Here is a 19,429-nt window from a genome sequence, read left to right as displayed (position 1 = left end):
ACACCCTATTAGATACTGAAAACCGGTATTTGGTTGCATTCATTTTTTCTTTTCATAAAAAAAGAGGATCATCACTCTTATCATGAGTGACAATCCTCTCTTTCACATATAAAAATTATTTACGCAACTCCGCACCAAATTTCTCTTCTACCGCTGCTAATACACGGCTATGTGCTTCTGTTACTTCTTCATCTGTTAATGTACGTTCTGGATCGAAGTAGTTCATAGAGAATGCAAGTGATTTCTTGCCTTCTTCCATTTTTTCGCCTTCGTATAAATCGAATAGTGTTACTTCTTTTAGAAGTTCTCCGCCTGCTTCGCTAATCGCTTGCTTCATTTCACCAGCTTTTACTTCCTTGGCTACTACAACTGCCATATCACGTGTCATAGATGGGAAACGCGGAATTGCTGAGTAGTAAGTATCTTCTGCACGAGCAGCAAATACTTTTACTAGAGATAATTCGAATACGAATGTATCTTTTACATCTAATTGTTTTTGCGCTTCTGGGTGTAATTGACCGATGAAGCCAATTACTTCTCCGTCTAGTAAGATATCGGCTGTACGTCCTGGGTGCATGCCTTCACGTTGTGCAGGAGCATATGTGATGCTGCTTGCAACGCCAAGTACATCGAATAATCCTTCTAATATACCTTTTACAACGAAGAAGTCTACAACTTTCTTCTCACCTTGCCATGCATGGTGAAGAGCAAGACCTGTCATAACGCCAGCAAGATGTTGTTCTTCTTTTGGAAGCTCACCTTTTGCTGTTGGTAAGAAGATAGAACCTACTTCATATAATGCAACACTGTCGTTTTTACGAGCGTTGTTATATGAAACTGCTTCTAGCAATTGTGGTATTAAGCTTAAACGAAGCTGGCTGCGTTCCTCACTCATTGGAAGCGCAAGATTTACAGGAGCTTTTTCGTTCGGCTCAACCATATATTGTTTCGCTTTATCAGCGCTTGTTAATGAATACGTAATTGCTTCATATAAACCAGCACCTTCTAGGTAGCGACGTACTTTACGACGTTTCGCTTGCGCTACTGTTAATTTACCACGCGTCATTGTACCTGCTGGTAATGTAACTGGAATATGATCATAACCATACAGACGACCTACTTCTTCTACTAAATCTTCTGCAATTGTAATGTCAGGACGACGTGCTGGTACGTTTACATGGAATGCTCCTTCTACTTCTGTAAATGGGAACTTCAAGTTTGTAAAGATTGTACCCATTTCACTTGCAGAGATTTCTGTACCTAATACACGGTTTACTTTTTCAGCTGTAACTGATACTGTATGTTCTGGTACTTGTAAGTTATCAACTTCTACTACACCTTCAAGCGCTTCGCCACCAGCGTATTTTGCCATTAAAGCAGCTGCATGTTGAATTGCTTCGAATGTACGTGTTGGGTCGATTCCTTTTTCGAAACGTGCACTTGATTCACTGCGAAGACCTAAGTCTTTTGATGCGCGGCGCACCGTTTGACCTTCGAAGTATGCAGATTCGATTAGAACGTTTACTGTATCGTTATCAACTTCAGATTCAGCTCCGCCCATTACACCAGCAACAGCTAATGCTTTTGTTCCGTTTGTAATCGCAAGATGATGCGCTTGTAATGTACGTTCTTGATCGTCTAATGTTTGAATCTTTTCGCCTTCTTTTGCAAGACGAACAACGATTTCTTTTGAACCTAATTTATCGTAGTCAAATGCATGTAATGGTTGACCGTATTCAATTAAAATGTAGTTTGTAATGTCAACTACGTTGCTAATCGGGCGAATGCCAGCTGCCATAAGACGCGTTTGCATCCACATTGGTGATGGACCAACCTTTACGTTTTTCACCATTTTCGCCATGTATAATGGGTTTTGTTCTGTTGCTTCTACACTTACAGAAATATAATCAGATGTTTTTTCTGCTGCTTCTTGTAAGTCTGCTGCTGGAAGTTTCACTTCAAGGCCATAAATTGCTGCTACTTCATACGCAACGCCTAACATGTTTAAGCAATCCGCACGGTTCGGCGTTAATCCTAATTCAAGTACTTCATCATGTAAATTTAAGATTTCAAGTGCATCTGCACCAACTTCCACATCACTTGGGAAAATGAAAATACCTTCTGCATAGTCTTTTGCAACTAATTTTCCATCAACGCCAAGCTCTTGTAAGGAACAAACCATACCGTGAGAAGCTTCACCGCGTAGCTTTGCTTTTTTAATTTTGAAGTTACCAGGAAGAACAGCACCAACTTTTGCAACTGGTACTTTTAAACCTTTTGCAATATTAGGAGCACCGCAAATGATTTGTACTGGCTCTTCTTCGCCGATGTCGATTAAACATTTGCTTAACTTATCAGCTTCCGGGTGTTTTTCGCACTCTAATACGTGACCAACGACAACACCTTTTACGCCTTTATTTAATACTTCCACGCCTTCTACTTCAATACCACTTTTCGTGATTTTATCTGCTAATTCTTGTGCCGTTACATCTTTAATATCTACATACTCTTGTAACCAACGATATGATACGAACATATTTATCCTCTCCTTCCCTTACGCTCGTTTGAATTGTTGTAAGAAACGTACATCATTTGTATAGAAATGACGAATGTCATCAACGCCGTATTTTAACATTGCAATACGCTCTGCACCCATACCGAATGCGAAACCTTGATATTCTTTTGAATCATAGCCTGCCATTTCAAGTACGTTCGGATGAACCATACCAGCACCTAAAATTTCAATCCAGCCAGTCCCTTTACAAGTACCGCAACCTTTCCCGTGACACATCATACAAGAAATATCCATCTCAACAGATGGTTCTGTGAATGGGAAGAAACTTGGACGAAGACGGATTTCACGATCTTCACCGAACATTTTTTTCACGAATACTTCTAATGTACCTTTTAAGTCACTCATGCGAATGTTTTTGTCGATTACAAGGCCTTCAATTTGCATGAACTGATGTGAATGCGTTGCATCGTCATCATCACGGCGATACACTTTACCAGGGCAAATAATTTTAATTGGGCCTTTTTCTTTATTATTTTCCATTGTTCTTGCTTGCACAGAAGATGTATGTGTACGTAGTAATGTTTCTTCTGTAATGTAGAAAGTGTCTTGCATATCACGCGCTGGGTGATCTTTCGGTAAGTTTAATGCTTCGAAGTTATAGTAGTCTTTCTCTACCTCTGTTCCTTCTGCAACTTCATATCCCATACCGATAAACACATCTTCAATCTGTTCAACAACCGCTGTTAACGGATGGTGACAACCTGTTTCTACAAGGCGACCTGGTAATGTAACATCAATAGTTTCAGATGCTAATTTTGCTTCAATTACTGCTTTTTCTAAATGATTAACTTTTTCTTCTAAACGCGTTTGAATTGCCTCGCGCACTTCATTTACTAAAGCTCCCATAAGCGGGCGCTCTTCTGGAGATAATTTCCCCATGCCGCGCAGTACTTCTGTAATCGGACCTTTTTTTCCTAAATACGCAACGCGTACATCGTTTAAGCCCTTTAGCTCTTTCGCTTCTTCAATCAGCTCTAACGCTTTTTGCTTTAGCTCTTTTAAACGTGCTTCCATTTGGAACCCTCCTAATGATAAAAATAAAAAAACCTCGCTCCCTAAAAAGGGACGAGGTAAATTCGCGGTACCACCCTAAATTGACAGAACGAGTCTGCCCACTTAATTCGTTATAACGGCTTTTTAGGCCGGAACGCCTTTACATTTACATGGTCCTGGCGTCAACTCCAGAGGTGAATTCACTTCCGTCTACCATAAGAATGCTTTCAGTCTATGGCACTCTCTCCCTATATGGCGATTTTGCAAGTTACTCTTCTCTATCATCGTTTTTTAAACTATTTCACTTCCACCTATTATAAGAAGTTTTTTATCGATTCGCAACCGAAGTTTGCAAATAATACGTTAAAATACCTGCTGCAACCGCAACATTTAATGATTCTGCTCCTCCGTAAATCGGAATATATAAGTTTTGCTTACATTTCGCAAGAAGCTCTTGGCGAACGCCGTTCCCTTCGTTACCTACAATTAATGCAAAACTTCCTGTCGGTGCTACTTCACCGTATGGAACACCATTTTCAAGTGCTGTTCCGTATACAGGAACGTTATTTTCAGTTAACTTGTCTACCCATTCTTCTAAGTTTCCTTTTACAATCGGTAAATGGAATACAGAACCTTGCGTAGAACGTAGTACTTTACTGTTATATACATCGACACATCCTTCTCCAAGGATAACAGCATCAAGTCCAGCTGCATCTGCGGTACGAATGATTGTCCCTAAATTCCCTGGGTCTTGCAGGCCGTCTAATAGTAGAAACTTCCCATTTGTAAGAGCAATTTCTTTTTCATGTTTCTCACAAACCGCAAATACTCCTTGTGTCGTTTCTGTTTCACATAACAATTTTACAACCGCTTCAGACAAAATATACATTTCTACATCATCAACCGTCCAATCTTTCGGAAGATCCGTCTGATCTGAGACGATTAACTCTGTTACAACGCCTGCTTTTAAAGCTTCCTCAACTAAATGGAATCCTTCTACAAAAAATAATCCTTTTTTATCGCGCTCTTTTTTCGTCTGCAGCTTCTTCCACTGCTTTACGCGCGGATTTTGTACTGAATCAATGTTTTTCATTCTATGCATTCCCTCTCTTCTTGTCTTCTCATTATAGCCTATTTTTCATACATATTTACATAAAAAAGAACAAAAACTAACGTCAGTTTCCATTCCTAAAAAGAGGTGAAAGCGATGAACTTTAATTTACGCGGTGCTGTATTAGCAAACATAGCTGGAAATACACAAGACCAATTACAAGAAACAATTGTCGATGCGATTCAAAGCGGAGAAGAAAAAATGCTTCCAGGACTTGGTGTGTTATTCGAAGTGATTTGGAAAAATGCTGATGATAGTGAAAAGCATGAGATGTTAGCGACGCTAGAGCAAGGTGTAAAAAAATAAGCAGGGGTAAAACAGATATAAAAAACCCTTTTTTAGGGGAGGACGAGAGCTTCTGGCCGTGCATAGTAGCGGCCAGGGCCTTTTTCTGCCACGGGCGAGGTTTAAAACAAAAAGAGCAAACAAGTACGGGGCATGTTGTATTTTACATAGCAGCGACTTATTTGTTAAAAAATTCAAACGCTCAGAAGTCTGAGCGTTTTTTGGCGAAATATTTTACTATTCTTTTTGAACTATAGTTTAAAGGTATTTGCATGCTACGGAGCAAATTCAATTTGACCCGTCACCAATAAGAAAATCGCGATTATCCAAAATATAAAGAAAGAAGAGGAGAGGATTAAAGATATTATAGGAACTACATTTTTCTCTGTTTTCTTCGCTATCCCGATTATAGAAAGTATGATACCTATTCCCGTAAGAAAAAATGTTATATAATCTCCAACTAAACTTCCGATATTCGCTATTCTTGTCGGTGTTACAAAAACGATAAAAAAACAAATAATTCCAATAACCAAAGAAAGATAACTAATTATACCGTTCTTCTTTGGAATAACTATTTCATTTTCCAAACAAACACAACCTTTCCAAATAAATGTAATTTAATTTTAACATAATTATTTAATTGATTAGTCAAAACAGAACGTTTTTTTCGAACTAATCAGTTAATTAAAACCAAACTTCTTTTTCGAGAGACGAAAGCTTCTGGCTATGCGTAGAAGCGGTCAGGGCCTTTTTCTGCCACGGGCGAGGTTTAAAACAGAGGGAGCATGCATGTGTGAACTGTACCTCGAATCATGGAAATTTTTTTCGTCCACAATTCGGGGGTTTTGTGCATTTTTATAAGCAATCCGATTTTTTTATATCCAGTTACGTTAAATTCGTGGAGTATTCCCAAAACGACTAGCCAGAACTCACACCTAAAAAAGTGCAACGCATTATGAAGGAATTTGAAAGTGTAGATCAATTAAGAAAGAACTAATGAAATATATAGATTACTACAATCACAAACGAATTAAGGCAAAATTAAAAGGCCTGAACTAAGTAACAATACCGAGTTCAGACCTTAACCGCCGCATAATCAAATAACCCGTCTAACTTTATGGGTTCACTTCAAAAAGCCTTAAGGAGAAAACCGAAGGCTTTTTGATATATCTATACACTTATTAGTTTATTTATTTTTGAAAGTTTTTAATATCCGGATTAAAAATACGAACAGTCTGAAGAAGGTTATCTACAATGTCTTGTTGTTGAGCTGTTAGTGTACCACCATCAGTGAATACTGTAACACAGATTGGACAAGCTTCAATATGAATTCCTAATAGGTCAATAGCAAGCCCACCAGGTACATTCAGAGTGAGAATAGGTGTTGAACCCGCAGGAGGAGTGCAGGTTTCACAGTTAGTTAAAAGAGCCATAAAGTCAAATCCTTTCTTTATAGGGGTACCATATATATATGACCAAATATGGCTATGTGAAATAGACATTTATACAATTCTTGATCATTCTGTTAAAATATCTCCAAAGTTGGGCATGATTTCTGTACCAGTAGGATTTTTGATACCTCGCTCTATATTATGAGTTTTTTTATCTCTTCTATCAACCCTAACGACATGGTCTTCTCTAGCAAATACTAGATTCTCTTTTCCTATCCGAAATAAAATTAATAGTGTGAAATACAACTCACAATACAATTCCTCTTCCAAGTAAACCTGGAACATACGTATATTATATCGGCGTTTTTTGGGAGCAAGGCGATGCTGGTTATATTCAAGTAAAAGTAGAATAAAAATTTCCCTATTACATCACTAATTACTTTACTAACACAATATGATGAAGTAAAATGTTCAAAATATACTTATGGCTATCTATTCGTTTTCATCATATACATCAATGAACAAAAGGAGTGAATGCTTTATGCGCCGTATCACGCTTGAACAAATTTTCCAACACCATATTACACAAAAGTATGTAAACCGTTCTGGAATGGTCCATGCGATTGCCGTCGCTTATCATGCGTTTCACTTAGCAAAAAAGCATCACGCCTCAGTCGACGCGGCAACAAAGGCTGGCTTTCTTCATGATATCGGACATCATACATGGTATCGTGATGGGGAATGGGACTATGAATTATATAAAAAGAATGATATACACGCCATTAAAGGAGCAGAAAGAGCTCATAAATTGCTAATCCGATTAGGAGAACATCCAAAACAAGCAAAGGAAATTTCTGTTGCCATTCTCCTGCACACTGATTCTTTTCTACTAGAACAATCACTTGAGAGAACACCTCTCCAAAATATTATTAAATGGGCAGACGAAGCCGATGAAGAACCGGGCGGGGCACATCACTACCGAGCAATCTCTTATGAAAAAGCACTGCAAGCAATCAAGCGATTAGATAAGATGGTAGATCGTGAATTACAAGTTCAACAATCGACATCCCATGCTCATCTTTCTACCAATAAAAAAGCAGAGCAAATATGTTAATCAATAACAGAACAAAAATCACCTTAGTAAACGCTAAGGTGATTTTTACTTTGATTATGAAATTTCGAACTATTATGTAACATTAATCCCTAATACATTTTATCCGAATATGTATAATTTCATATGTATAACGTTGATTTCTATCAACCATCCATATTTTTAATATCCAAAATAATACTTATATTGTAAAATGTAACTAACATTTCAAAACAACACTCATAACACAGGAGGCTTTTTTACACATGCAAATCTTCGTCTTACTTTGGATATGTTTCGTACCCGTTCTTGTACTATGCGGTATTGGCGGGGGATTATTTTTTATGATAAAAGGAATCGCACATAAAAAATTGCTTATTCTTCTCATGGGCATCGTTTGTTTTTCACTCGTTCTTCTGCCAATTATTTTTGCAGGGATCGGAAAAGATGTAGAACAGTCCCTCCCACTTTCGACGTCTATGTACTGGGGGCTATTAGCTATCGCTAGTTTATTAGCAGGAATTAGCGGAGCGCGCCATCAAATGACGAGCATTAAACGTGTAGGGATTACAGTATGTTTGCTTGTTGCATCAGGGATATTTTTTCATGAAATGATGTAATTCTCTTGGAAGGAGCCTTATCTTTGTATATAGACATCGATAAACTGGTAAGCTTTTTATTTATTTGGTTGATACCGATTTTTTTTAGCATGAGAGCATACTTTAAAATGAATAAAGAGGAACAAAAAGCGGCTATAACTACCTTTAAATCTTCTCAATTTCTTTTCACAAATGGGATTATTTTACTAGGACTTTTTTTATCAACTTTAGGGCGCTTACTATCCCTAACTATTTTGCAAGTAATCGGTTGTATCCCTTTAGTAATAGGCGGTGGGATATATGCTGTTCAAACGTGGTATAAAACGAAAGGAAAAAGCATCATCATATTTCTTTCTGTTTTATTCGCTACCTTTTTATTACTTATGTAATACAGGTGCAACCATTAAATGCATTGAGAGTACTTACCAAAATAGACGAGGAATATATGTATGGATATTATTAACTTACTTGTCCATTAACTGTGACTATATAAATTCAGTTTAATTTTCCAACACATAAATCGCAGCTATGCAGAACACAATATAACCTGCACTTGCTGGCTCTCTTTGTTTTAAACCTAGCATGTGGCAGGAAAAGGCCCTGACCGCTTCTATGCGTGACCAGATTCTCTCGTCCTCCCTAAAAAAAGAGGTTTTTTATATCGTTTTTTTCAACTTATATTTATATAGGTTCATTACACTTATAAATTTTCGTCGTTTAAAATAGTAAAAACACAAAAAAGCAGAGATCATCTCTCTGCTTTTCTGTTCGCCTTATTTCCTGGTTTTAAGAAAAATGATAAGACTAATGCAATAGCCGTTAAGATCGTTGCAATCCAGAATGCATCATTAATTCCGTTAATGACGGATAACTTCGAAACTTGCCCGAATAGCATTTGTGAACTTAATGCATTTCCTGCTTGAGCTGATCCTGTCATTGCAGCAACGCTTTGTCCCATTTGCGATAGTTTGCCTACGATAATCGGGTTTGTTGTTGTAATTGCATTTGCGTAATCTGCCACATGATTTGTCGTTTGCTGCGTCATAATTGTGATTAAAAGCGCAGTTCCAATGGAGCCTGCAACTTGTCTTGATGTATTTTGCGTTGCCGTTCCATGAGAGATAAGTTTCATTGGCAGAGCATTCATTCCCGCTGTCATGATTGGCATCATGATAAAGGACATCCCAAACGAACGAATAATATAGTCTCTCATAATTTCACTATAAGGCGTCTCTAACGATAAATGTGTAAATTGATATGTTGCATATGTTGTAAGGATTAATCCAAAAATAGCAAGTGGTCGAATGCCGTATCTATCAAATAATTTCCCGGCAAATGGCCCCATCATTCCCATGATTAAAGATCCTGGAAGAAGGAGTAATCCTGAATCAATCGGTGTAAATCCACGGATGTTTTGTAAATATACAGGAAGTAATAGCATCCCGCCATATAATGCCATCGTAACAACGACATTGATTAAAAGCGTCGAAGTAAATGCAGAATAGCTGAATACACGAAGGTCTAACATTTTATTGTCAGACGTTAACTGTCTCCAGATGAATAGACTTAGTCCGATGATACCAATGACAATTGCAATGATAACTTCCATACTACTCCAACCGTTATTTCCTGCCTCACTAAAACCATATAGTAAGCTTCCAAGTCCAATACTAGAAGCAATCACACCAAAAGTATCTAGTGTCGCCTTAGTCACAGGCTGTTTTAGCGTAAAATATTTTAGTGCTAATACGATAATAATTAAACCAATGATAAACATCGCATAGAACATCACATTCCATGTATAGTTTTCAATAACCCATCCTGTAAGTGTTGGCCCAATGGCAGGTCCTAAAATCATTGCAATACCAAGCAGCCCCATCGCAGCCCCGCGTTTATGAGGCGGGAAGAGTGTCATGAAAATATTCATTCCGACCGGCATTAAAATACCAGCACCAACCGCTTGAACAACACGTCCTGTCATCATCATCGTAAAGCTTCCAGATACCGCACAAATCATCGAACCTGCTGTAAAGAACAGCATAGCCGCGAGAAATAAGTTTCGGTACGTAAACCGCGAGACTAAAAATGCGCTAATTGGCACTAATACCCCGTTCACCAGCATAAATCCTGTTGTAAGCCACTGTGCTGTAGATGTCGATACATTAAATTCATTCATTAATGCTGGCAAAGCAACGTTAATTAACGTTTGATTTAAAATCGAAACGAACATTCCGAAAATAAGAACAGCTAAGACGACTTTTACGTTAAATTCAGGGAGCACCGTTTGGGAACGAGAAGCTTTCTGCTTTGTGCCTTCTGCTTTTTGTTCTTGTTTTGATTGTTCTTGTTCTGGTTGTTCTTGTTTTGATTGTTCTCGTTTTGGTTGTTCTTGTTTTTCAATTGTTTCTTCTTCCGTAACTTCAGGTATTTCTTGTTTTCCTACTGCCTCTTTTTTATTATCTGAAATCCCTTGTGCTCGAACTGGCTCTTCTATCCTTTTTCCTTTTTTTCTAAAAACAAGATTTACAATAATGAACACGACAATACATAAAAGAGCGTATCCTACAATAAAGATCGAGGACATATTTCATTCCCCCTTACTTATGAATCCGAACTGTGACATTCATGCCTGGGACAATATTTAATGATTTGCTATGACTTAATGAAATTTTAACAGGAACAACTTGTGTTACTTTCGTATAGTTCGCTGTTGCGTTGCTAGATGGTAACATAGAGAATGTATTTGCTGTTGTTAAACCAATTTGCTCTACTTTCCCTGTTAACGTTGTATCAGGATATGCATCTACATATACATCTACGTCTTGCCCTTTTTGAATGCTGTCGATTTCTGTTTCTTTAATATTTGCCGTTACCCATAAATCACTCATATTATAGGCATATGCAAGCGGTGTTCCCGGCGCAATATAAGAATCTTGCGTTGCGTTTGATTGAACAAGCGTTGCATTTGCTGGAACTGTAACATCTACTTCTTGTGCAGTACCCCCAGCGTTACTCATTACAGAACCTACTTTATCACCAGCATTATAACTTTTTCCTACTTCCGCTTTCCAGTCTGTTAATTTCCCTGCAACTGGAGATGCGATAGGGACAACTTTCCCATCAATTTTTGCATTGTCCGTTTTTAAATAATTTGTTGATTGATTGTAATAATAGTAACCAGCAAATCCGCCGCCAACTAATACAATCAATGTGATAATGTTGATAATTATCATTCTTCGAAACTGATTCATTGCTTTCCTCTCCTTATATCGCATATAATTTTTTTCTAAACTATTTATATCCCTTTTGTTTATACTCTTTAATTGTTAATTATATTAACAATTAACCAAAAAAAGCACACCTTTTGCATGACAAAACAGTCTTTTTATCTGCATGCGAGTGGTGCTGTTTTCTAAAGGAATATCGTTTATAATTATAAATAATTATTTTGAATCTACAACCAACAATTTGAGTATGTATGTTGTTTAACCAACACTTTACTAAACATGTGTTGGTTAAGTGAATAAAATTCAGCAAGGAGAACGAAAATGTCTATTAAAAACTCAAACGATCCACGCGTAAAACGAACGAGACAAGCAATACGTGATGCCCTTATATCTTTAATACATGAAAAAGGGTTCGATAGCATTACAGTTCAAGATATTGCTGAAAAGGCAACTGTCAACCGCGCGACCTTTTATAGCCATTATTATGACAAATATGACCTACTAGACAAAAGCACCGAAGAAATGTTAGCAACATTTGCAGACATTCTCAAACCGAAAGAATTAGATAAGAGTGAGTTTAAACTTACCCTTGATACTCCTCACCCTGTCTTTCTATCTTTGTTTAGTCATATTGCTGAGAATGCTTTCTTTTATCAAGTGATGCTTGGAGAGAATGGGATTCCGAAGTTTTCCTCTCGAATGATGAAAGCCATTCAAACGAATTTACTTCTTAGCCTTTCTATTTCACAACCAAATGAAGATAAATTAGTTGTACCGCGTGACATCCTTATTAGTTATGTAACAGGTGCACATTTAGGAATGATCATTTCATGGCTAAAACAAAATATGCCATATTCCCCTCATTATATGGCCCTGCAGCTAGCTCGTTTGATTATTTTAGGTCCATATACAGCAGCAGGATTAGAAGAGTCATTTAAATAAAAAAGAGCGAAAGAAATGCCCTCTCGCTCTTTTTTCTATTAATCAAATGTAATGTTATGTACAGCCTCAGTATCAAGACGTTTCACAACTTCTACAATTAACTTCACTGTATTTTCATAATCATCACGATGCAACATTGCCGCATGAGAATGAATATAGCGAGTTGCAATTGTAATTGCCATCGCCGGAATACCGTCCACAGAAATATGGATTGCTCCTGCATCCGTTCCGCCGCCAGGAAGAGCATCATATTGATACGGAATATTTAATTCATCTGCTACGCCAACAACGAAGTCACGAAGACCTTTATGCCCAACGATAGATGCATCGTATAAAATAATTTGTGGGCCATCACCCATTTTTCCTTGTGCTTCTTTTTCGCTTACTCCTGGTGTATCACCAGCAATTCCAACATCTACTGCAAATGCGATATCAGGTTGAATATAATATGCAGATGTTTTCGCTCCGCGAAGACCTACCTCTTCTTGTACAGTTCCAACACCGTATACAATATTTGGATGTTTTTCATCTTTTAATTGTTTTAAAACATCGATTGCGATTGCGCAGCCAATGCGATTATCCCATGCTTTCGCAAGTAACATTTTTTCGTTTTTCATTACTTGGAATTCGAAATATGGTACAACTTGATCTCCCGGGCGTATGCCCCACTCCAGTGCTTCTTCTTTACTAGAAGCACCAATATCAATAAACATATCTTTAATATCAACTGGCTTTTTACGTACTTCAACTGGTAAAATGTGCGGTGGTTTGGAACCAATGACACCCGTTACATCACCTTTACTCGTAACAATTGTTACGCGCTGCGCTAACATAACTTGTGACCACCAGCCGCCAACTGTTTGAAAACGCAAGAAACCTTTATCATCAATTTGCGTAATCATAAAACCGACTTCATCTAAATGACCGGCTACCATAATTTTTGGACCATTGCCGTCACCAATTTTTTTCGCAACTAAGCTTCCTAAGTTATCTGTTGATACTTCATCAGCAAACGGTGCGATATATTTCTTCATTACCTCACGCGGCTCACGTTCATTTCCAGCAATCCCGCGTGCATCTGTTAATTCTTTTAGCATCGTCAATGTCGCATCTAGTTTTGTCATTAGACAATGTCCTCCTTTTTCTTCATCCCATCAATTATACAAGAGAGGAAAATAATGTTCAAAAAAATTCATCAATACCCTTCTGTTTGACGTTGATGATTCACTTCGTTTTTATCCAAATATGCTTTCTCAATCTCTTCTTGACCAAAATCAAGCGCTTGTCCTAAACGAAGATAGCTCGTAAACAATTCAATATAATTTGTAATAGATGGCTGCTCATTAAAACGAATTGCTTTCGCATATACATCTAAGAAAATTTCTACTTGCGTTTTATTTGTTAGTGCACATTTATAAAACAAGAAATTTTTATCAATTCCTAAATCGATTCCAATAGATAAAATAAAATGCAGTCCATCTACGTACTCTTCTAGTACAACTTGACGCTCAGATGCTGGTTTGTTACTCCAATATTTAAAGCAGCGTGTTTCATTTGCAAGTTCACCAATTTCTACAAGAAGCGCTAGCATTTTTTCTTTTAATAATTTTTTCGGCTCTAGATTATGTTCTTTCGTAATACGATCATCTAATTCTTTTTGTAATTTAAATAGTTGTAGTAAATCCAAAACGTACTCCTCCTTCAATATCGAATAAAATTACTCGATATTGCTCCATTCTAATGGTAAATATAAACAAATAACCACGTTATATTCTTACATTATAACAGTGTCAGTTTCGTGTGGAAAGACAAGATTATCTAAAGTCAAGCACCCTTTTCGCAGCATATTTTATATCTATTTTTATTTTCCGACGTATAAATCGTTGCTATACAAAGTACAACATGACCCGTACTTACTGTCTTCCTTTGTTTGAAACCTCGCACGCGGCCAGATGCTCTCGCCTCTCCAAAACAGATGTCGTATTTTAAATTTCCTTGTATATAAAGTGAAACTTTAATCAGTGGGGGTTTTCTTCATCCCCCACTGATTATCAGCCCTCACCAATCGGGCTTTTACGGGCAGTTTATCTCCCGCCTAACTTCTTAAGAAAAGCGGAAGCGGCTCGCTCAGAATCGCAGGACGCCCACGCCCCCTTGGACGAGGCGCTTTTTGCCTCGTCCAAGGGGGCAAAACGGCCGGAGATTCTAGCCGCTAGAGCTGGACAATGCTTTTACTGAATTTTGAGGGGGAGTATTACAGCCCGTTAATGCGGGATAAATAAACATAAAAAGCCAGAGAACCTCTCCGATTTTTTATGTTTATTCTTTTATATTATTGAAATTTTTATGCTCAAACACGGCCATTAATCTTTCCTTCTTCCATTTCAGCAATTGTATCGTTAATTTTATGAAGGTGACGCGATTCAATAAAAAAATCCTTAGGAGCAATGTCCTAAGGATTTATCAACAATTAGTTGTTTAATGCAGTTTTAGCAGCTGTTGCTAATTCAGCGAAAGCTTTTGCATCGTGAACAGCTAGGTCAGCAAGCATTTTGCGGTTTACTTCGATACCAGCAAGCTTAAGACCGTTCATTAAACGGCTGTAAGAAAGACCGTTCATACGAGCAGCTGCGTTAATACGAGTGATCCATAGTTTACGGAAGTCACGTTTCTTTTGACGACGGTCACGGAACGCATACATTAAAGATTTCATTACTTGTTGGTTAGCAACTTTGTATAATGTATGTTTAGAACCGTAGTAACCTTTTGCTAATTTAATAATTTTTTTACGACGTTTACGAGTAACCGTACCACCTTTTACTCTTGGCATATTATTTCCCTCCTAGATATCTATCTGAACAAAATATGAATTACATGTTGTCAAGCATTTGACGAATACGTTTGAAGTCACCAGCGCTTACTACACCAGCTTTACGTAATTTACGTTTAGCTTTTGTAGATTTGTTAGCGAATAAGTGGCTTGTGTAAGCGTGAGAACGCTTTAGTTTACCAGATCCTGTTTTTTTGAAACGCTTTGCAGCGCCGCGGTGAGTTTTCTGTTTAGGCATAGTGATTTCCTCCTCTATTTATTACTTATCATTTTTCGGTGCTAAAACTAAGAACATACTGCGTCCTTCCATTTTTGGCTTAGATTCAATTGTACTAACTTCAGCACAAGCTTCAGAGAAGCGATCTAAAACACGTTGACCGATTTCTTTATGAGTAATAGCACGACCTTTAAAGCGAATAGACGCCTTAACTTTGTCGCCTTTCTCCAAGAATTTAATAGCATTGCGAAGTTTTGTGTTAAAGTCATGTTCATCAATTGTTGGACTTAAACGAACTTCTTTCATACTAATGATTTTTTGATTTTTACGCTGCTCTTTTTCTTTCTTTTGTTGCTCAAAGCGGAATTTTCCGTAGTCCATAATACGGCATACTGGTGGTTTCGCATTTGGAGCAACTAATACTAGATCAAGATTTACGTTCGCAGCCATATCTAATGCTTCTTGACGAGACTTAATTCCAAGTTGATCACCATTTGCACCAACTAAACGTACTTCACGTGCACGAATTTGCTCGTTAATCATCATGTCCTTGCTAATAGTAAGCCACCTCCAAGGTTTTATGGGAATACGTTTTGGGAAGGCAGAACCCAAACAAAAAAGTGCAGGCATAGGACACCCACACTTATAATATCTCTAATAAGAAATACTTACCTGTCAACTGCTCTCGCGTCAATCAGGTGAGAAGCGGGTGCTTCTACTTGTTCCACAAATCCGTATTCAATTATCCTTGATGATTTTACCATAGGACGTAATGCATGTCAAGAAGTCCTGCTTCTTAAGTAACAACAAAAAATATTGTAACAAACAAAATGAATACATGCAACATTTTTTTATATAAAGCGAGCTTTGGTTCTTATTACCAATTAAAAATGCACAAAAAAGCCGCGGACAAGCCGCGACTTTTTCTTATCGTTTTCCTTCAACCTTAATTAGGTCAACGAATGCATCTAATGAGATTGTTTCTGATTTTTGTTCACCGTATTTACGGACGTTTACACCAGTTTCAGCAACTTCATTGTCACCTACTACAAGCATATACGGAATTTTTTGCATTTGTGCCTCACGGATTTTGTAACCAATTTTCTCGTCACGAGTATCCACTTCAACACGGATGCCAGCACGTTGTAATTCTTCTTGTACTTTCTTCGCATAGTCTAAATGTACTTGCGGAGAAACTGGAATTACTTGTACTTGAACCGGCGCTAACCAAGTTGGGAATGCACCTTTGTATTCTTCGATTAAGAAGGAAACAAAACGTTCCATAGTTGATACAACACCGCGGTGAATAACAACTGGACGATGCTGCTTACCGTCTTCACCGATGTAAGTTAATTCAAAGCGTTCTGGAAGTAAGAAGTCTAATTGTATAGTTGAAAGTGTTTCGTCTTTTCCAAGCGCAGTGCGAACTTGTACGTCAAGTTTCGGACCATAGAATGCCGCTTCACCTTCTGCTTCATAGTAATCAAGACCCATTTCATCCATAGCTTCTTTTAACATTGATTGTGCTTTTTCCCACATTTCATCGTCATCAAAATACTTTTCAGTATCCTCTGGATCACGATAAGATAAACGGAATGAATAATCTTCTAAATCGAAGTCTTTGTATACTTCTAAAGTTAAGTTTACAACGCGTTTGAATTCTTCTTTAATTTGGTCTGGACGAACGAAAATGTGCGCATCATTTAAAGTCATCCCGCGTACACGTTGTAATCCAGATAGCGCACCAGACATTTCATAACGATGCATTGTTCCAAGCTCCGCAATACGGATTGGTAATTCACGATAACTGTGGATATCGTTTTTGTACACCATCATATGGTGAGGACAGTTCATTGGACGAAGTACCAATTCCTCATTATCCATTTCCATTGATGGGAACATGCCATCTCGGTAGTGATTCCAGTGACCAGAAGTCTCATAAAGCTCTCGGCTTCCTAGTACTGGAGTATATACGTGATCGTATCCTAAGCTTACTTCTTTATCAACAATGTAACGCTCGATAATACGGCGGACTGTTGCACCTTTTGGTAACCAAAGCGGTAAACCTTGTCCTACTTTTTGGCTATTTGTAAATAGCTTTAACTCTTTACCTAATTTACGATGATCACGCTCTTTCGCTTCTTCAAGCATACGTAAGTGCTCATCTAATTCTGCTTTTTTTACGAATGCAGTACCGTAAATACGTTGCAGCATTTTATTATTGCTATCACCGCGCCAGTAAGCACCAGCAACGCTTAACAGTTTAAATACTTTAATTTTCCCTGTAGATGGAAGGTGAATTCCGCGGCAAAGGTCGAAGAATTCGCCTTGTTCATAAATTGAAATAACCGCATCTTCTGGAAGATCGTTAATCAATTCTAATTTTAGCTCGTCGCCAATTTCTTCATAACGACGAAGCGCTTCAGCACGTGGTACTTCATGGCGAGCAATCTCAAGATTCTCATTTACGATTTTTTGCATTTCTTTTTCGATTTTCGAGAAATCTTCAACTGTGATTGCTTCTTCCATATCGATATCGTAATAGAAGCCATTTTCAATTACAGGCCCAATTCCAAGCTTCACATCTTTATATAAACGCTTTAATGCTTGCGCTAATAAGTGAGCTGTTGAGTGGCGTAAAATGTATAGCCCATCTTCAGAATCTAATGTAACGATAGAAATTGCACCATCTTGCTCAATCGGTGTACGTAAGTCTACCATTTCTTCATTTAATTTCCCTGCAATCGCTTTTTTCTTTAAGCCAGGGCTAATAGAAACAGCAATGTCTTCAGTTGTTGTTCCTTTTGGAAACTCCTTCACAGCTCCGTCTGGAAATGTAATTTTTACTACATCTGCCATCTTTAGTCACTCCTTTTTCATAGTCAAAATAAAAAACACCCATCCCTATAAAAAGGGACGAGTGTTGAATTCGTGGTTCCACCCTTGTTCCAGCTAACACATTGTTAACTGCTCAAGTTCATGATAACGGCACTTGCCGTCAGCAATTACTAGACATTCGTTCACTGCTGAAGTTCAGAGGTGGTAAGCAATAATCTCGTATTAAGAAGCTCACAGCCTAAGGCTTCTCTCTCTGAAAATCGTAGATAACTACTCATGTCCTCATCGTAACATTTTGATGTATTTTCGTGTATGTACGTAATTATATGCTCAAAAATTTAGAAAATCAAGAGCGTTCCCTCTATTTTTAAATTTTGTCACATTCTTTTCAAATTCATGAAGCGCATATAACTGCACTCTCTCTTGAAATACATTTTGAATCGTTACAATCATATTATGGTCTTGTTCTTTCGTATACAGATGAATTTTTTTAGGCGCGATTGACAGAAGCGGTGCCATAATGTTCGGATCAATGTATACATCTTTTTGAGAGAGTAATTCTTCTTCTATATACTGAACAAGTTTTTCTTCTTTTAAACGTCGCCCCTTTTCATCATAAAAGATACAACTATCATTAAACACGAGATGCAAACAAGATAAACGTGATTTCCGACTGCTTACTTGTTGGCGAAGTGTTTCTACGAACATTTGATATTCCTGTTCTAACTTATATTCATCGATCGCCATCTCCGCCGTTCGATATAAAAATTCATTGTACTTTCTCAAGCGAAAACGAATATATGCTCCAAACGAAAACGACATTGCATCGCACATCCATCCTTGTAAAGAAGAAAGCACCAATTCTTTCCCTCTTTCCTTCGAAGGTGCATCTATTAATCCTTTTCGTTTCCCTTTTAAAATAGAATGAGTCATATGTAAAATTTGATTTCGTTCTTCCCGCTCTTCGTAATAAAATTTATCTTTTAAAATCGCACTTATCCATTCATCTTGTTTTGTGTTGATAATATATTGCACAAATACAGGAATAACCACTTTATCAATATATCGCGACTCTTGTATTGGTATATGCACAATTACCATTTGTTCGTACAAATAAATGCTTATTTCTTCATATATATAATCTGTTCTTTTTTTAAGCTCTTTATATATAACAATAGCATCATTTTTTTCTTCGAAGCAGATTTCAATCACTTTTGTCCCCCCTTTTATAATTCTTGCTATTTCCATATATATTAGGGAGATGTACAAAAAATGATACAAGCTAATATGAATTTTTTTATATTCATAAGCTATTTTCATTGTGTAATTTT

General features: G+C 37.5%; 19 protein-coding genes, 1 pseudogene and 3 other annotated features. Of the genes and pseudogenes, 6 read left to right on the top strand and 14 right to left on the bottom strand.

Features of this window, described 5'->3' with window-relative positions; genetic code table 11:
- Positions 1-115 precede the first annotated feature (115 nt).
- From pheT to MR076_RS08865, 3 genes are all read right to left on the bottom strand, one after another.
- Positions 116-2,536, bottom strand: coding sequence for a phenylalanine--tRNA ligase subunit beta (gene pheT, locus MR076_RS08875; RefSeq protein WP_242219762.1), 2,421 nt, complete (start codon positions 2,534-2,536; stop codon positions 116-118).
- Positions 2,537-2,554: 18 nt separating this feature from the next.
- A complete protein-coding gene (pheS, locus tag MR076_RS08870; RefSeq protein WP_242219761.1) occupies positions 2,555-3,589 on the bottom strand; it encodes a phenylalanine--tRNA ligase subunit alpha in 1,035 nt (344 codons plus the stop codon).
- A gap of 44 nt (positions 3,590-3,633) precedes the next feature.
- Positions 3,634-3,862, bottom strand: a binding site (T-box leader).
- A 34-nt stretch (positions 3,863-3,896) separates the two neighbouring features.
- Positions 3,897-4,661: a TrmH family RNA methyltransferase gene (locus MR076_RS08865; protein WP_242219759.1), complete on the bottom strand. Its 765-nt coding sequence runs from the start codon at positions 4,659-4,661 to the stop codon at positions 3,897-3,899.
- 114 nt (positions 4,662-4,775) lie between these two features.
- Between MR076_RS08865 and sspI the strand changes: the two genes are divergently transcribed.
- Positions 4,776-4,985, top strand: coding sequence for a small acid-soluble spore protein SspI (gene sspI, locus MR076_RS08860; RefSeq protein WP_035431706.1), 210 nt, complete (start codon positions 4,776-4,778; stop codon positions 4,983-4,985).
- A gap of 254 nt (positions 4,986-5,239) precedes the next feature.
- Here the strand turns inward: sspI and MR076_RS08855 are convergent, their stop codons facing one another.
- On the bottom strand, positions 5,240-5,551 hold the full coding sequence (locus MR076_RS08855) for a hypothetical protein (RefSeq protein ID WP_090996610.1): 312 nt from the start codon (positions 5,549-5,551) through the stop codon (positions 5,240-5,242).
- A 368-nt stretch (positions 5,552-5,919) separates the two neighbouring features.
- Here MR076_RS08855 and MR076_RS26540 point away from each other — a divergent pair.
- Positions 5,920-6,023: pseudogene (locus MR076_RS26540) on the top strand (IS3 family transposase); the annotation flags it as partial.
- Between the two features lie 131 nt (positions 6,024-6,154).
- On the opposite strand, the gene MR076_RS08850 reads toward MR076_RS26540, so the two are convergent.
- Positions 6,155-6,397: a hypothetical protein gene (locus MR076_RS08850; RefSeq protein WP_141771614.1), complete on the bottom strand. Its 243-nt coding sequence runs from the start codon at positions 6,395-6,397 to the stop codon at positions 6,155-6,157.
- Positions 6,398-6,896: 499 nt separating this feature from the next.
- On the opposite strand from MR076_RS08850, the gene MR076_RS08845 reads away from it, so the two are divergent.
- From MR076_RS08845 to MR076_RS08835, 3 genes are all read left to right on the top strand, one after another.
- On the top strand, positions 6,897-7,469 hold the full coding sequence (locus tag MR076_RS08845; RefSeq protein ID WP_242219757.1) for an HD domain-containing protein: 573 nt from the start codon (positions 6,897-6,899) through the stop codon (positions 7,467-7,469).
- A gap of 242 nt (positions 7,470-7,711) precedes the next feature.
- Positions 7,712-8,065: an ammonia permease gene (locus tag MR076_RS08840; protein WP_242219755.1), complete on the top strand. Its 354-nt coding sequence runs from the start codon at positions 7,712-7,714 to the stop codon at positions 8,063-8,065.
- 107 nt (positions 8,066-8,172) lie between these two features.
- On the top strand, positions 8,173-8,433 hold the full coding sequence (locus MR076_RS08835; RefSeq protein WP_242219753.1) for a hypothetical protein: 261 nt from the start codon (positions 8,173-8,175) through the stop codon (positions 8,431-8,433).
- Positions 8,434-8,792: 359 nt separating this feature from the next.
- Here the strand turns inward: MR076_RS08835 and MR076_RS08830 are convergent, their stop codons facing one another.
- The gene (locus tag MR076_RS08830; RefSeq protein WP_242219751.1) at positions 8,793-10,628 is read right to left on the bottom strand and encodes a DHA2 family efflux MFS transporter permease subunit; all 1,836 of its coding nucleotides are present in this window, start codon (positions 10,626-10,628) and stop codon (positions 8,793-8,795) included.
- 13 nt (positions 10,629-10,641) lie between these two features.
- Positions 10,642-11,295, bottom strand: a complete 654-nt coding sequence (locus MR076_RS08825) for an HlyD family secretion protein (RefSeq protein ID WP_242219749.1) — start codon at positions 11,293-11,295, stop codon at positions 10,642-10,644.
- 297 nt (positions 11,296-11,592) lie between these two features.
- Here MR076_RS08825 and MR076_RS08820 point away from each other — a divergent pair, with 297 nt between their 5' ends.
- Entirely contained in the window at positions 11,593-12,213 is a 621-nt protein-coding gene (locus tag MR076_RS08820) for a TetR/AcrR family transcriptional regulator (RefSeq protein ID WP_242219747.1), read from the top strand.
- 38 nt (positions 12,214-12,251) lie between these two features.
- On the opposite strand, the gene MR076_RS08815 is transcribed toward MR076_RS08820, so the two are convergent.
- From MR076_RS08815 to ytxC, 7 genes are all read right to left on the bottom strand, one after another.
- Positions 12,252-13,337, bottom strand: coding sequence for a M42 family metallopeptidase (locus MR076_RS08815; RefSeq protein WP_242219744.1), 1,086 nt, complete (start codon positions 13,335-13,337; stop codon positions 12,252-12,254).
- Between the two features lie 71 nt (positions 13,338-13,408).
- Positions 13,409-13,900: a dUTP diphosphatase gene (locus MR076_RS08810; protein WP_090916430.1), complete on the bottom strand. Its 492-nt coding sequence runs from the start codon at positions 13,898-13,900 to the stop codon at positions 13,409-13,411.
- Between the two features lie 783 nt (positions 13,901-14,683).
- Entirely contained in the window at positions 14,684-15,043 is a 360-nt protein-coding gene (gene rplT / locus MR076_RS08805) for a 50S ribosomal protein L20 (RefSeq protein WP_035431729.1), read from the bottom strand.
- 40 nt (positions 15,044-15,083) lie between these two features.
- Positions 15,084-15,281, bottom strand: coding sequence for a 50S ribosomal protein L35 (rpmI, locus tag MR076_RS08800; protein WP_020060080.1), 198 nt, complete (start codon positions 15,279-15,281; stop codon positions 15,084-15,086).
- A gap of 21 nt (positions 15,282-15,302) precedes the next feature.
- On the bottom strand, positions 15,303-15,806 hold the full coding sequence (gene infC / locus MR076_RS08795; protein ID WP_020060081.1) for a translation initiation factor IF-3: 504 nt from the start codon (positions 15,804-15,806) through the stop codon (positions 15,303-15,305).
- A 62-nt stretch (positions 15,807-15,868) separates the two neighbouring features.
- Positions 15,869-15,987: a sequence feature (ribosomal protein L20 leader region), on the bottom strand.
- A gap of 200 nt (positions 15,988-16,187) precedes the next feature.
- Positions 16,188-18,119 carry a threonine--tRNA ligase gene (gene thrS, locus MR076_RS08790; RefSeq protein ID WP_242219742.1) on the bottom strand — a complete coding sequence of 644 codons (1,932 nt, stop codon included), beginning with the start codon at positions 18,117-18,119 and terminating at the stop codon, positions 16,188-16,190.
- A gap of 50 nt (positions 18,120-18,169) precedes the next feature.
- Positions 18,170-18,396, bottom strand: a binding site (T-box leader).
- A gap of 32 nt (positions 18,397-18,428) precedes the next feature.
- Positions 18,429-19,310, bottom strand: a complete 882-nt coding sequence (gene ytxC, locus MR076_RS08785) for a putative sporulation protein YtxC (RefSeq protein ID WP_242219740.1) — start codon at positions 19,308-19,310, stop codon at positions 18,429-18,431.
- Between the last annotated feature and the right edge of the window lie 119 nt (positions 19,311-19,429).

The organism is Bacillus cereus group sp. BfR-BA-01380, assembly GCF_022663535.1.
Taxonomy (GTDB): domain Bacteria; phylum Bacillota; class Bacilli; order Bacillales; family Bacillaceae_G; genus Bacillus_A; species Bacillus_A cereus_BB.
The sequence above is the reverse complement of the archived record's forward strand: the minus strand, read 5'-3'. Positions and strand labels throughout refer to the sequence as shown.

Bases quoted from the DNA above. Each gene is read 5' to 3' on its own strand.
- MR076_RS08835 (WP_242219753.1), top strand. From the start codon at position 8,173: ATGAATAAAGAGGAACAAAAAGCGGCTATAACTACCTTTAAATCTTCT.
- MR076_RS08830 (WP_242219751.1), bottom strand. From the start codon at position 10,628: ATGTCCTCGATCTTTATTGTAGGATACGCTCTTTTATGTATTGTCGTG.
- infC (WP_020060081.1), bottom strand. From the start codon at position 15,806: ATGATGATTAACGAGCAAATTCGTGCACGTGAAGTACGTTTAGTTGGT.
- MR076_RS08845 (WP_242219757.1), top strand. From the start codon at position 6,897: ATGCGCCGTATCACGCTTGAACAAATTTTCCAACACCATATTACACAA.
- thrS (WP_242219742.1), bottom strand. From the start codon at position 18,119: ATGGCAGATGTAGTAAAAATTACATTTCCAGACGGAGCTGTGAAGGAG.
- MR076_RS08815 (WP_242219744.1), bottom strand. From the start codon at position 13,337: ATGACAAAACTAGATGCGACATTGACGATGCTAAAAGAATTAACAGAT.
- MR076_RS08820 (WP_242219747.1), top strand. From the start codon at position 11,593: ATGTCTATTAAAAACTCAAACGATCCACGCGTAAAACGAACGAGACAA.
- MR076_RS08850 (WP_141771614.1), bottom strand. From the start codon at position 6,397: ATGGCTCTTTTAACTAACTGTGAAACCTGCACTCCTCCTGCGGGTTCA.
- pheT (WP_242219762.1), bottom strand. From the start codon at position 2,536: ATGTTCGTATCATATCGTTGGTTACAAGAGTATGTAGATATTAAAGAT.
- MR076_RS08865 (WP_242219759.1), bottom strand. From the start codon at position 4,661: ATGAAAAACATTGATTCAGTACAAAATCCGCGCGTAAAGCAGTGGAAG.
- pheS (WP_242219761.1), bottom strand. From the start codon at position 3,589: ATGGAAGCACGTTTAAAAGAGCTAAAGCAAAAAGCGTTAGAGCTGATT.
- MR076_RS08840 (WP_242219755.1), top strand. From the start codon at position 7,712: ATGCAAATCTTCGTCTTACTTTGGATATGTTTCGTACCCGTTCTTGTA.
- sspI (WP_035431706.1), top strand. From the start codon at position 4,776: ATGAACTTTAATTTACGCGGTGCTGTATTAGCAAACATAGCTGGAAAT.
- MR076_RS08825 (WP_242219749.1), bottom strand. From the start codon at position 11,295: ATGAATCAGTTTCGAAGAATGATAATTATCAACATTATCACATTGATT.
- rpmI (WP_020060080.1), bottom strand. From the start codon at position 15,281: ATGCCTAAACAGAAAACTCACCGCGGCGCTGCAAAGCGTTTCAAAAAA.
- rplT (WP_035431729.1), bottom strand. From the start codon at position 15,043: ATGCCAAGAGTAAAAGGTGGTACGGTTACTCGTAAACGTCGTAAAAAA.